Source organism: Methylophilus glucosoxydans (genome assembly GCF_042676145.1).
GTDB lineage: Bacteria > Pseudomonadota > Gammaproteobacteria > Burkholderiales > Methylophilaceae > Methylophilus > Methylophilus glucosoxydans.
The window spans coordinates 1,392,947-1,405,161 of sequence record NZ_JBHTJW010000002.1 but is presented as its reverse complement, the minus strand read 5'-3'; the positions used below and the strand labels follow the sequence as shown (position 1 = coordinate 1,405,161).

The 12,215-nt window shown below is 41.3% G+C and carries 9 protein-coding genes and 1 pseudogene; 6 read left to right on the top strand and 4 right to left on the bottom strand.

Going from position 1 to position 12,215, the window contains the following annotated elements:
* The first annotated feature begins 296 nt into the window (after window positions 1-296).
* Window positions 297-1,403: a GntR family transcriptional regulator gene (locus ACFQ1T_RS09385; RefSeq protein ID WP_338654398.1), complete on the top strand. Its 1,107-nt coding sequence runs from the start codon at window positions 297-299 to the stop codon at window positions 1,401-1,403.
* 369 nt (window positions 1,404-1,772) lie between these two features.
* Here ACFQ1T_RS09385 and ACFQ1T_RS09380 read toward each other — a convergent pair whose 3' ends face one another.
* Entirely contained in the window at window positions 1,773-2,300 is a 528-nt protein-coding gene (locus ACFQ1T_RS09380; protein WP_194747819.1) for a PepSY domain-containing protein, read from the bottom strand.
* Window positions 2,301-2,474: 174 nt separating this feature from the next.
* Window positions 2,475-2,759: pseudogene (thyA, locus tag ACFQ1T_RS09375) on the bottom strand (thymidylate synthase); the annotation flags it as partial.
* A 240-nt stretch (window positions 2,760-2,999) separates the two neighbouring features.
* Between thyA and ACFQ1T_RS09370 the strand changes: the two are divergent.
* A complete protein-coding gene (locus ACFQ1T_RS09370; RefSeq protein ID WP_194741784.1) occupies window positions 3,000-3,851 on the top strand; it encodes a thymidylate synthase in 852 nt (283 codons plus the stop codon).
* A 380-nt stretch (window positions 3,852-4,231) separates the two neighbouring features.
* Here the strand turns inward: ACFQ1T_RS09370 and ACFQ1T_RS09365 are convergent, their stop codons facing one another.
* Together ACFQ1T_RS09365 and ACFQ1T_RS09360 are read right to left on the bottom strand one after the other, a co-directional pair.
* Entirely contained in the window at window positions 4,232-6,145 is a 1,914-nt protein-coding gene (locus ACFQ1T_RS09365) for a UvrD-helicase domain-containing protein (RefSeq protein ID WP_194741783.1), read from the bottom strand.
* 3 nt (window positions 6,146-6,148) lie between these two features.
* Complete coding sequence (locus tag ACFQ1T_RS09360) at window positions 6,149-8,110, bottom strand: ATP-dependent nuclease (protein WP_194741782.1); 1,962 nt, start codon at window positions 8,108-8,110, stop codon at window positions 6,149-6,151.
* Window positions 8,111-8,622: 512 nt separating this feature from the next.
* Here ACFQ1T_RS09360 and ACFQ1T_RS09355 point away from each other — a divergent pair.
* The 4 genes from ACFQ1T_RS09355 to ACFQ1T_RS09340 all read left to right on the top strand — a co-directional run bounded on the left by ACFQ1T_RS09355 (window position 8,623) and on the right by ACFQ1T_RS09340 (window position 12,190).
* The gene (locus ACFQ1T_RS09355; RefSeq protein WP_194741781.1) at window positions 8,623-10,131 is read left to right on the top strand and encodes an LA2681 family HEPN domain-containing protein; all 1,509 of its coding nucleotides are present in this window, start codon (window positions 8,623-8,625) and stop codon (window positions 10,129-10,131) included.
* Window positions 10,132-10,581: 450 nt separating this feature from the next.
* Entirely contained in the window at window positions 10,582-11,670 is a 1,089-nt protein-coding gene (locus ACFQ1T_RS09350) for a DUF4238 domain-containing protein (protein WP_194741780.1), read from the top strand.
* Window positions 11,671-11,878: 208 nt separating this feature from the next.
* The gene (locus ACFQ1T_RS09345) at window positions 11,879-12,001 is read left to right on the top strand and encodes a YHYH domain-containing protein (RefSeq protein WP_194741779.1); all 123 of its coding nucleotides are present in this window, start codon (window positions 11,879-11,881) and stop codon (window positions 11,999-12,001) included.
* 12 nt (window positions 12,002-12,013) lie between these two features.
* The gene (locus tag ACFQ1T_RS09340) at window positions 12,014-12,190 is read left to right on the top strand and encodes a hypothetical protein (RefSeq protein ID WP_194741778.1); all 177 of its coding nucleotides are present in this window, start codon (window positions 12,014-12,016) and stop codon (window positions 12,188-12,190) included.
* Window positions 12,191-12,215: the final 25 nt, after the last annotated feature.

Below are 12,215 nucleotides of genomic sequence, written 5' to 3'. Positions count from 1 at the left end.
GCGCGGTGCTTAAGTTGCCACTGGCACTAGGATTTCCAGAGCTGAAACATCCTGTAACGGATATATGTCACTTTATTAAGCGCTTGTAACTGTAATATAAATAACCGCCCATGACAGCCAGCCAGTTTGAGGTTTTATTCATGGGCCAGAGCGGGAATTTTTCCGAAAACTTTATTGAATTGCTTTTTTTTTGTATCATCTGGTAACGGAAGGCCATGTCCTAGTGTGCCCTTCAGGTAAGCGTGCCCAATGTGATGTGCAGGCACCCTTTTCTTGAACATAAGGCAAACGCAGACGTGCTGAGACCCTGGTATTACTCACTGGTATTAGATAAGGATTCCCCTTCCTCCATACATCAGCAACTCATAGATCACTTCAGGTCTATGATAGAAGCAGGTGACTGGTTAGGCGGTAGTCCCTTGCCCAGCTCACGCGATATTGCGCAACGCCTGGGGATCAACCGAAAAACGGTTTCACGCGTGTACGAAGAGCTTTCTGCACAAGGACTGATCTACACTCAACCCAAGCGCGGCACTTTTGTGGCCGAGACCACCAAGCGTGCCAGCTCAGCAGACAAAGTGATGGCGGGCCAGAGCCAGCCATCTCCCGCACCACTCACCGAAACCAGCAACATAGAAAGCCTGATCCAAAAAAGTAGTATTCATCATCTGCGCCGGGCAGCATTGCATCTGCACAAATTGCGGCAAGCAGATTACGATGTCACGGGCTTGCATCATCTCAAGCATTTGCTGGCAAATTTGCTAGCACATGAACGGCGCTATCTGGTGCCGCCGGAACATATTGCCTGTGGCGCGCGGCATGGCCTGCAACAGGCGATCCTCTGCAATCTGGATGCAGCCCATGGTTATGTATTAATTGATGCCGAAGTCGGGACCGGGTTGGAGCGCGCGTTGAAAAAGCACGGTATTCCAGTCATGAAACTGCCTGAAATGGCATGTAACCAGACTCAGCAGTTTATTGATCAGGTTGAAAAATACTGCATCAATTTTCCGGTATCCGCAGTGTGGTGTGATAGCAGCAAGATTGTGTCACCAGACCACCTGGAAGCCGAACACACCCTGATTGCACAAAAATTGTCCGATTATGGCCTGCTGCTCATTGATGACCAGCGTAGCCGCCTCCCCCTGGGCCTTGAGCATCAACCGCCACTAGCAGCAAAGTACGCACGCAGCCTGCTACTCGGCAGCCTGTATGGTACCTTTTGCGAGATGTTCAACATTTGCTATGTGGCGAGCAATCTAGGATTCACAGACAAGTTCTTGAATGAAATGGATGCCCATTCACAATCTCCGCTGCTCTTGAATATGCTGGCGCAAAGTGACCTGATTAAACGCGGTGAGTATAAAAAACTGGTGACCACAATACATCGCACCATGGCTTAAACAAAAACGCACACTAAGCAATCAGCCACGCACCAAATTGGTTGAAAGGAACCAAACAAAGGCGAAAATCGGCTATTAATAACCACCAAATTTTCGGGAAAAAATCCTATTTACTTTAAAAATAGATTTTTAAAACATTGAGTTAAATTGAATTTATAGAGTTGGCATGAGAAATGCTAAGTTCAAGCCGGGAGTGAGCTATCACTAGGACCGATACCAGCAGACTGCATATCCGCCGGTATCGGGGTAGACACTCCCAAACTTGCATATTGATCTTAGTCAGAATAAAAAAGGCAACGCAATTGCGCTGCCTTTTTTATTCTGCCTTTGAGACTGGATCTGCCTCACGGAGAGACAGACACAACCCAATTACTCTTGACCGATTTGGTACACTTCGTAGCTGGTTTCCACAATCTTACCGGTTGTCGCATCAACTTCAACTTTGACTTCTTCGTTGTCTGCTTCGAGGATATCAAATTCGTAAGAGGCTTTGCCATCTGGTTCAAGCTCATACTCCACTTCAACCACTTTACCGGCATGCGCCGCCAGAGCTGTGGCTTTGGCATCGGCTTCTGAAACTTTAGCCAAGGCTTTGAATTTCTCGTCATCCGCGGTCACTTCTTGCTCTACTTCTGTGACTTTACCTGTTTTGGCGCTACACTCGATATCCCAAGCAGTGCCGTCTTTGGACTGCACATCAAACTCGTATACCAATTGCTTGCGCTCAGATTTGGCTTCGACTTTTACAATTTTGCCATCATGCACAGACAAGGCCGCTTTTACGCACTTACCCAGGCTGTCGTAGGCTTTTGGTTTGATAGTTTCATGGTCAGCGAATGCTGGCGCTGACAATACACCGCATACAGCGGCAATGATGAATGACGCTTTGATTTGCATAATGATCTCCTAAGATTAAGTCATGAACTCATCGTGCAAGACTGCGCTAGGGACGCATCTTGACACATTCACAACGATGCAAAGGATATCAAAAACAAACAGGGGTTTTGCAAATATTACACCTTATTAACAAAATGGTTTAAATCAACCATTTCACGCCCTTCACCAGCCTCTTTAGACCGCAACTGGCGCCTTGATAGCAGGATAAGGATCGTAGTTTTCCAATGTGAAATCTTCAAACTTAAAGGCAAAAATATCATTAACTGCCGGGTTAATGCGCATGTTAGGCAAGGCACGTGGTGTGCGTGCAAGCTGCTCTTTGACTTGCTCCATATGGTTGCTGTATATGTGGGCATCGCCCAGCGTATGCACAAAATCCCCCAGCTGCAAATCACACACCTGCGCGACCATCATGGTCAACAAAGCATATGAGGCAATGTTAAACGGCACGCCGAGGAAATTCTAACCACCATGAATGTGTTCATTACATACACATATCAATACCAACTCATCAGACTATCATTGTACAAAATATATAAAAATTGTACAAAACATAGACTCTTATAATTCCTATTCAAATTTGAAATAATGATTCTATAATTTCTGCCGTAAATGTTGAGAATTCCAGAGTTGGTATAATGATCAACCTGGCGATAGGCCTCTTAATTTAAATCAGCAACTTCCCCTTAAGGTTTTCAAATGAAGCAATATTTAGACTTGGCAAAAAATATTATTGACAATGGGGTTTGGGTGCAAAATGAACGTACAGGCAAAAGATGCCTTACATTAATTAATGCGGACTTAACTTATGACGTTGATGAAGGAAAGTTTCCTTTAATAACCACTCGAAAAAGCTATTACAAATCCGCAATTGCTGAAATGCTCGGCTATATTCGCGGCTATGACAATGCTGCGCAGTTTAGAGCCATCGGTACGAAAACATGGGATGCAAACGCTAATGAGAATAGTGCTTGGCTTTCCTCACCTTTCAGAAAAGGAGAGGATGATTGTGGATTTATTTACGGAAAAATAGGACGGAATTTCCCTAAACCAGACGGCGGTAGCATAGACCTCCTTAGAAAGATATACAACGACTTAAGAGCTGGTTTAGATGATCGCGGTGAAATCTATACTTTTTATCATCCAGGAGCTTTTCATATGGGTTGTTTGCGCCCATGTATGTATAGTCATCACTTCTCGTTACTTGGAGACACACTGTACCTCAATAGCACTCAAAGAAGCTGCGATGTTCCATTAGGACTGAATTTCAACATGGTTCAGGTATATTTTTTCTTAGCAATTATGGCTCAAATCACTGGCCACAAGCCCGGTAAGGCCTATCATAAAATCGTTAATGCACACATATATGAAGATCAATTAGATCTAATGCAAAATGTACAATTAAAACGTGAACCATTTGACTCCCCAACACTAAAAATAAATCCAAATATAAAAACTTTAGAAGACCTGGAAACATGGGTAACAGTAGATGATTTCGAAGTTATTGGATACCAATACCATGACCCAATTTCGTATCCTTTCTCTGTCTAAGACTTGTGGTTAAACACAAAGTCGAAACTAGGTTAAATCAGCCCCCTCGATAAACCCGTGATTTTCTGTGAGTTATAACATTTTAGAGAATAATAAAGCCCTCAATGAGGGTTTTAAAAACAACAACTCCTACACGCTCGTGGCATTGAAGGTGAATTCAGAAGCGAATTAACCGGCTTGTAGATTCTGCAGAATACCCACAAAAACAGCTACCGGTTATCCTCAGTTTGGTCATTCTGCCCATTGCTCGTTAGCAAAAAGTTAAGCGTGAACTTGATATTCATAAATAGCCAATAGTGAGGTTATTGAGCATCGCATAAAGCTTCTTACCTCACGTTGTTGTTGAAGCCATAGTGATTTTGTTAAACCATCCTGTCGGCTTATTGCTCTACTACCCACCCTTTTTCAATTAAAGCACTCAAGGTTTGTGGGGCTATACGTGTCTCATTCACTGCAAGACAGAGAAAGTGCGTTGGGCGAGACATTGCAACATACAAATTCCTGAGTTGACCTCGCTGCAATTTACTAAGGCTAGCTGGATTTTTCTTAATCCCTGCAACATATGGAAGTGCCATTTCCAAATCAAACTTCTTACTATTACCACCATAAGATTCCATTACTAACGAGGCAATGTGGGTTTCACCCTTCATGCTTGCCACTGTCCCTATTGTGTAATTTATATCTCGACCCATATGAGAAACTGCACAAAGATTTGGAAGTTGTGCTGGGTTTAACAAGAAAAAGGCCTGATCAAATGTGGACAGATTTTTGAAGGATTGAAGCAGAGTTCCCGTTGGAAGATAAGATTTTAAACGCGTATAAATGTAATCTATCAAAACATCGCGCGCTGCAGGAGTGGCATATAAATCAGGTTTTAGTATAAGATCTTGAACTAATAGATGTATGGGTAATGCAGTTCCAGTTTGCTCAGTGACTGCCTTTATTAAAGCATTACTATCTCTGATGCTCTCAACGATTGGAGAGCCGGCTTCCCGCATGATTAGCAATATTGCTCGTCGAACTTGAGCTACCCTTCCGAAAAGAATAGATTCATTATTGTGGTTAGGTGGGGGCAAGAGAGCCTGCCAGAAATTATCATTTGAATTAGTTGCCCCCGTCTGAGTTTGCGCAAACGCGGGCCAGTAATCACCTAAGTGTCGTCCAGGAACCACGTCTCCACTTCCGACTTTACGCGTGCACATGCCACGGACTGATTTTTTCTCCAACTCTAGGTCAGTAAAACGATCAATTACTAACTGACCAAATTTGGTTAGCACTTTCTCAACGTCAGCAGTCTTATATAGCAATAATACTGGCGGCATTTCTTGATTTGCTTCTCCAATCACAGGAAGCTGGGATAAGCGAACACTGGCTACTGCTTCAGCAATTTTGTTGCCAAATCGTTTACTAGTACTAATTACTTTATGACCTGCCCGGGGGAATGTGCAATTAACAATGCCTTCATCGTCCGTGAGGATTTTCTGATCAATATCTCCAAATCGTTGAACAGTGGATTTGTTTTCAAAGATGCTATTTAGAATACTTTCCTGTGCCCAGGAGGTATCTTGCATCTCATCAATAAATACTAGTGGAAAACGTCGGAAAATTACGTCCAGAAGATTCGGGTTACTTTTTAAAGCGCTCTCAGCAAAGGCAAACATATCTCGGTGCCGAAAGATTCCTGCGTCTAAAAGTGAATATTTCAGTTCTCGTACTTGTTTCCCAGATGGAGTGGTAGCGTTGGTCAGAGTTCCACTTTCGGTCGATATTTCCAATTCACTACCTTTAAAGTAGAGTGTATTGATTAATTCGTCTGCATTTTCCTGGTATTTTAGCCAACCCCGTAGTGTCTTAAATTTGTATTGCTGAAGAAGTTTCTGCGCTTTTTTTGCAAATGCATCGTCATCAATAATCTCAACTTTGATGCCCGCACTTCGGAGTGCCGGTAAAGCTATATATTGGTTCACAAAGCCGTGAATCGTCCCGATATAATGTGGGTAGGTTAAAAGTTTTTGGCCGTCGGCATTTAATTTTAAACGCCTAGTGATTTCTTCTCGAGCAACGTTTGTATGACTGAGTACGCAGAGCCCCTTCTTCTGCTGATTCCATTTTCTTGCAATTAGTAAAAGTTTTGCTGCAAGCAGTGATGTTTTACCACTTCCTGGGACGGCATTGAAGTCCCGTGAAGTTGTTTCTAGAATAGCTTCTTGTCTCTCAGTATCGCTAAAGTCCAAATCTGGACTGACTTCCTTTAACCACAAAAGATCAGCAGTGTTTAAATCAATAACTGACATAATTTAATTCACCGCCGTTGTCTCGGTTTTTGTTGCTGGTTTACTTTTATCCCCGGTTAGATGTATGAATGCCTTTTTTAGATACGGCGGAAGGCGATTGAAAAGTTCATCACCAGAACCAAACTCACCAGACAACAAAAGCTCTGCAGCATATTGGGCTACGATTGCCTTCGAAGCTTCTTTATTGTACAGAGGCTTGAAGATTTGATTTGCCAACTCCTCCTCAGTCAAACCTTTGGTTTCTAATTCCTCCCAAGATTCTTTTGCTGCTTCCTTGGCTTTAGTTTCATCAGCATCCTCTAACCTTTCACCTTTAGTTTTAGCTTTCCTTCCGAGCTGGATGGCGTAATACATGAGTTTTGCGCACCCAAAATAAGCGAGATCATATTCAAGCGTCCATTTGTCGGAAATACACACGATAGTGCTGCCTCCCTGCGCCCGATTACTCTTGTCTAGTAAAAACTTTGCAAGCTCTTCTTCGTTATAATCAGAAGTGAAACGTTTCTTTCCTTCCCCGGGGGCAGAAACAAATGTTTTAGCCGATTCAGGAACAATATCTCGATCAGTTAAGCAGACCACAGGAATTTTTAGCTCTGGTCCAGCACCTTCAACCTGCAAAATTCGAGCATAGTGAAAAAGCCCCGTATGACCTACATTTACCAGTGAAACACCATGTTTGGACAATGAGCGATCACAGACTTCTGCTAAGGTTGGAAGTAGGATAGCTTCAGCCGGACCTTCCACCATCATGACCCCTCTTGCAAAGAAGAGATTGGCTTTCGTCGCTTCTATAAATCTACGTAAGAATGAGTAGTCAGTTTTTTTCAGTTTAGTATTGCCAGCGGATAACGGGAAGGTCTGAGCCTTATGCACTAAGGTCATGTTCTCTATGTCTGTATGGGAAACTAATGATGGGCTGTGAGTAGTCATCACTACTTGTACTTGTCTTTCATCAGTTTCTTTGGTTTTAGAGTGATTTTCAAGCAAGTCCATTACTCTATATTGCAATTGCGGGTGCAAATGAGCTTCAGGCTCTTCAATTAATAACAGCGCAAGATCATCACCTTCTCTCAGCAAAACTAGTTCAGTTGCCATAAATAACGCATTGTTATATCCCAACCCGCGAGCACATCTGGCATTTGGATCCACATCACCTCCTGGCAACAAAGCTAATTCAAATTTTTCCAAGATTGGTGTCAGTGATAAATCTGGAGTGATACGAATCCGAGACTGCAACTTTTCACTCTCAAATGAAAACTCTTCTAAATAGTTTTGGTTGATGTCCTGTTCAACGCTTTTGATCACTGTATGCTCACCAATATGGTGCTGAGAAAATGCCATTAAACCTACAATATTCTTTGGAACGTCATTAGGATTGGCTGTTTGGAAGTCGTTGACTTCCTGTCCATCAATATTTTTGTGTGCTGCAAGTATTTGCGACAAGCGGGATTGTCTGCCGGGGCGCAGCTCCGCTTCAGCATCCCTTAATGGTCGCAGATAGGTTGCACGGATTAGCTCACGAACTGTGCTGCCTATTTCTTGGCCAATTCCCTCTTTCCCTGCACGTACAGAAAACTCAACTCGCGCGCGTTTGTTTGGCTGTGGAGGAATCCACCTTGCACTGAGGTGGATAATTAGTGAACAAGATCCATCGCTCTCATGAGTTAACCATTCAAGAACACTAGCTTGTTGTTCGCTCGATAGATCACATAAAGTAGCCTCAATCCAAAGGCTAGTCGCACGTTCTGTTCCATGTATATGAAAATCATGTTCATAGAGCCGGATGTTTTCGTAACTGGTAGTAAGAAGTATTTGCCTTATAGCATCGACTATTGTTGTTTTGCCAGCATCGTTTTCACCCACCAAAATATTAAGACCAGGCCTTAAAGCCCAATCCAGTGCAGGAGCCTTTTTACCATCTCCAAATGCTCGAAAATTATTGGCTCGAATGTGCTTTAGATACATATATCTCTCTTATTTTGTTATTAATTTTTTATTTAAGCTATGGACAAAAAATAGCCATTTTTTAATAATAAATCATAGTCAATGCAAATTATCTTCAAACGGTCTAAACATTCAGGGAAAAACTCGACTTAGGATTATTTTGGCATTTCATAACTAATATCCGAACATTACTAAATCACATCAAGATGTCACTCCCAATAGTCAATACTTGTATTACTCTGCTTCAATTATTTTCAGCGCTGTTTCTGATTTCTGATGCTTATCTACCAGAACAGAAAAGTGCTGATTAAGATAAACATGTTCTAAAGTTATTTGGTAATTTTCGGGACTCTTAAAAAACCATCTCAGCCTCATCAATATATTCTTGCGATTCCCATTCTGCTATGGTTTGGCTAAGGCATCGAAGGGACCAATCTATGCATTTGGATTTCTTCTTTTAGTTTTTTCTCATCTGATAAAACTGCTTATGGAGTATTTCAAATAGGCAGCCCTAATTTAACGTTGAGAGTGATATGAGTGACATTAGAAAGTTAGCATCTAAAATTGATTTAGCTTGTGATAGAAATGATCACGAGACTCTCAACGAAACACTTGATGAGATTGGCAAAATTAATCTAAAGCCTCTCTCTCCAGTGGAATGCGCTACCCTAAACTACTTTATCGCCAATGCCCACTCCGGGATAAGACGATCTGTAAAACAAAAACAAAACTGGTTAGGCGATCAACACCACCGAGAAAAGGAAATTCTACATTTAAGATTAGCGCTTTCTGACTTAGGCGAACTTACTGATGAAGAAATTCGAACAGACCTCAAATCTCGGATAACCACCAATCTTGCAAATGCTTTAAACAATATTGGCAGATTCGTAGAAGCCATTCAGCTTTGGGATCAAACATTAATAAGCTATCCATATTTCCCAATGGCAATGGGAAATAAAGCTTCAACAATGTTCGAATATGCAAGATATGCCAGCAAAGGTTACGTTCAAGCCATATTTCTCCAAGAAAGCTATAAATTGCTCAAATCAGCTTTGGAAATTGGTGTAGAGAAACAGGCGAGAAATGAGATGTCTGCTTTAGCTGACCACATAAACACCTTTGGAGACTGGGATTGGAACAAAGTTGAAATTCCCCTGCCAGCCTATCGTAAAGGGCGTACCAAGAAAGAAAAAACATATAGAAAGTGGTGCGTTGAGAATCAACTCTATCTTGATTTCTTGAATGACGTTTCTAGAGACTGGACCTCATTAGAAGATACTCTAACCTTGCCCAATATGGTTCAAGACATCTTGGAAGAGGATGTTTATTTACCTGCCCCATATGCTATTTTCAATCAGCTCAAGCAAGAGTACGTTTCTGCAAGGTTTTTAATTTTCGAAGCAATACAAGAAAAAGATAAACCGCTACATTTTTCAGATAGATGTGTAAAACTGTATGACGCTCTTGATTACAGGTATTACAGATTATGGGTTGAAAGACTAAAAATGTCGTTCCTTTCAATCTTTGCTATTTTCGACAAAATTGCATACTTGGTGAATGATTACTGGAAACTTGAGATACCCGTTAGAAACTTAAGCTTTCAGTCAGTATGGTTTGAGGACAGAGGTTTAACTAAAATCCGGGAGCAATTTTTGATTTCAGAAAATAAGCCTCTGCAGGGCTTATTTTGGTTGAGCAAAGATTTATATTACCGATCAAAAGATGTGCAATTGATTAGCCCTGAAGCCAAGACTCTAACTGATATCCGCAATCATATTGCTCATAAGTACTTGCGGGTCCATGATCACTATTTAAACAATCCCGCTCAAGAACGTAAAACTAAAGGAAAGGAATTAAGTTTCCCTGTCAGTGATATAGAGTTGGTTGAAGAAAGTATTAGATTATTAAAGCTTGCTAGGAGCGCGTTAATCTACTTAACCACTGCGATTACCTATGAAGAAAGTAAAAAGAGTGCGGACTCAAACTCAGAATACACTTTTCCAATGACAATACACTCAGTAAATGACAATAGTCGATTATGACCTTACAGGTTTAAATCAAGCCTTACTATAATATTTGATTGGATTAAGTCGACTTGCCAAAAGGGCCAATGGATTTAGTTATATCTCATTTATGCCCTGCTGTGGCCAGCATACTGTTTTGGCTGAAAAAAACCACACCGGAATAGCAATATCAGCAAGAGTAATTGACGCCAAAAGTGACAACACAATGACTATCTGGCAAGCAATCATCCGATACCTTGCATATTACTTGTCTGGAGCTGCACTAGGATTAGGGTTGTTTTGGATTGAATTTGATAGGCGCAAAACAAGGCTAGCAGGATAAGTTGGCTGGCACAGTTGTAGTTATAGCTAAAACCAGTGGATCGGGCTAGCTTACGTTTAAAAGTAACAATTACTGACTTTAGAGTTGGCTACAAAAACGGCAAATGCTGCCATTAGCAGAAAACTCTAGTTGCAGGTGACTTTCTTATGGCGTCCAATAAAAATCAACATTTTGTACCTCGTTGCTACCTTCGGCCATTTTCCCAGAATGAGGGTAAAACAATAAGCTTATATAACATTGACCGAGACAAAGCGATATTTGATTCCGCTTTGAAAAACCAATGTTCAAGAGATTATTTCTATGGAAAAGATGACAACCTAGAAAGAGCCATTCAGCAAGTCGAACGCCTTTACGCCAGTCTACTGCCGCACCTACTTCAACCTGGCTTCGTTTTGAATACGGACGCATCCAGCATTCTTTTCAGATTCTGGCTGCTACAACATCATAGGACGGAAGCTGCATCAATTCGTATGGCTCAAATGACTAATGAGGCAAATGGATTGCTTGGGGATCCAGGAATGTCTGTTGCTATAGAAATTAAGCAGGCAGTACAAATCTCAATGCAGACCTTTGCAGATTATATGTATTCGCTTGATGATCTAAAAATAGTGCTAATAGAGAACAAGACTGATACACCATTTATCACATCTGATGATCCAGCTGTGATGGTCAACCGTTTTGCTGACAGTAGGCGATTTGATGAGCGAAGTTATGGCTTGAATGCAGCTGGACTGATTTGTTTACTCCCACTGTCCCCTAAAGTCTGTTGTATGTTTTACGATGACTCTGTTTATAGCATTAAAAGTAAAAACAACTGGACATCGATAAAATCAACTATGGATGTAGACTCGCTTAATGCAACCCAATACTTAAATTGTTTTGCAAATCTATATTTCAAAGAAAAAGATGATTCCGGTATTTTCTCTAATTTACGAAATACAAATCGAAATATTAGGCCAGTCGAACGTTACCGAATTCATTATGCTATTAAAACCAAGACTGAAAATGACCACGAAGTTTTCACTGTAGTTGATAAAAAGAACATCCCAGCTCACACGCATGCATTACTACATCTGCTAGCTGTTCATATCAAACCACGAAATTGGCCAGGTTTCCTAAGATGGAGACCAGGTGGATATTATTATTCAAACAAGTTTGGGAGGGTATGTGTACGTAAAGCGCATGTTGTCAGTAGAGACTCGTATCCTTATATGAAAGTCAAAACTGGCCAGTAAACTCCACATTGTGTATTGCATTCATTTTGAGCAGTCGTTCCAGTTCTAATGATCAGCCCATATAACTCCTGCTAAATATGTTTTATTGCAGTTAAAGACTCAAATCTTTATTATGCTGCAAGGTTCTATAGAACCTACTTAAGTAACTAGCTGTTCATGCTTCTTCAACTTGAAACACATTAAACATGTTCAAAAAGGGAGTTTTGCTATGAAGGGGATTATTGCTGTACTCATTATTGTTTGCTCAAGCCTTGCCCATGCTCACTCTGGCGGTACAGATAAAAATGGCTGTCATCATGATCGCCAAACGGGTACATATCACTGTCATTAATTTGGAGGGTATATGGCTACTTTTAAAATTAAGGCACCCAAACCTCCTAAGCCACCAAAACCACCGGATCGATTACAAAATTTACAAACGGTACGCCCGCTCGGTAAAACAAAATGGGTTAAAGCACATTGGCGTTGGAATTATGGAACGCACCAATGGGAATGGGTACTAGGCCATTGGAGTAAATAACAAAAACGACTTGCAAATGTGCAAG

Bases quoted from the DNA above. Each gene is read 5' to 3' on its own strand.
- ACFQ1T_RS09380 (WP_194747819.1), bottom strand. From the start codon at position 2,300: ATGCAAATCAAAGCGTCATTCATCATTGCCGCTGTATGCGGTGTATTG.
- ACFQ1T_RS09370 (WP_194741784.1), top strand. From the start codon at position 3,000: ATGAAGCAATATTTAGACTTGGCAAAAAATATTATTGACAATGGGGTT.
- ACFQ1T_RS09365 (WP_194741783.1), bottom strand. From the start codon at position 6,145: ATGTCAGTTATTGATTTAAACACTGCTGATCTTTTGTGGTTAAAGGAA.
- ACFQ1T_RS09360 (WP_194741782.1), bottom strand. From the start codon at position 8,110: ATGTATCTAAAGCACATTCGAGCCAATAATTTTCGAGCATTTGGAGAT.
- ACFQ1T_RS09355 (WP_194741781.1), top strand. From the start codon at position 8,623: ATGAGTGACATTAGAAAGTTAGCATCTAAAATTGATTTAGCTTGTGAT.
- ACFQ1T_RS09350 (WP_194741780.1), top strand. From the start codon at position 10,582: ATGGCGTCCAATAAAAATCAACATTTTGTACCTCGTTGCTACCTTCGG.
- ACFQ1T_RS09345 (WP_194741779.1), top strand. From the start codon at position 11,879: ATGAAGGGGATTATTGCTGTACTCATTATTGTTTGCTCAAGCCTTGCC.
- ACFQ1T_RS09340 (WP_194741778.1), top strand. From the start codon at position 12,014: ATGGCTACTTTTAAAATTAAGGCACCCAAACCTCCTAAGCCACCAAAA.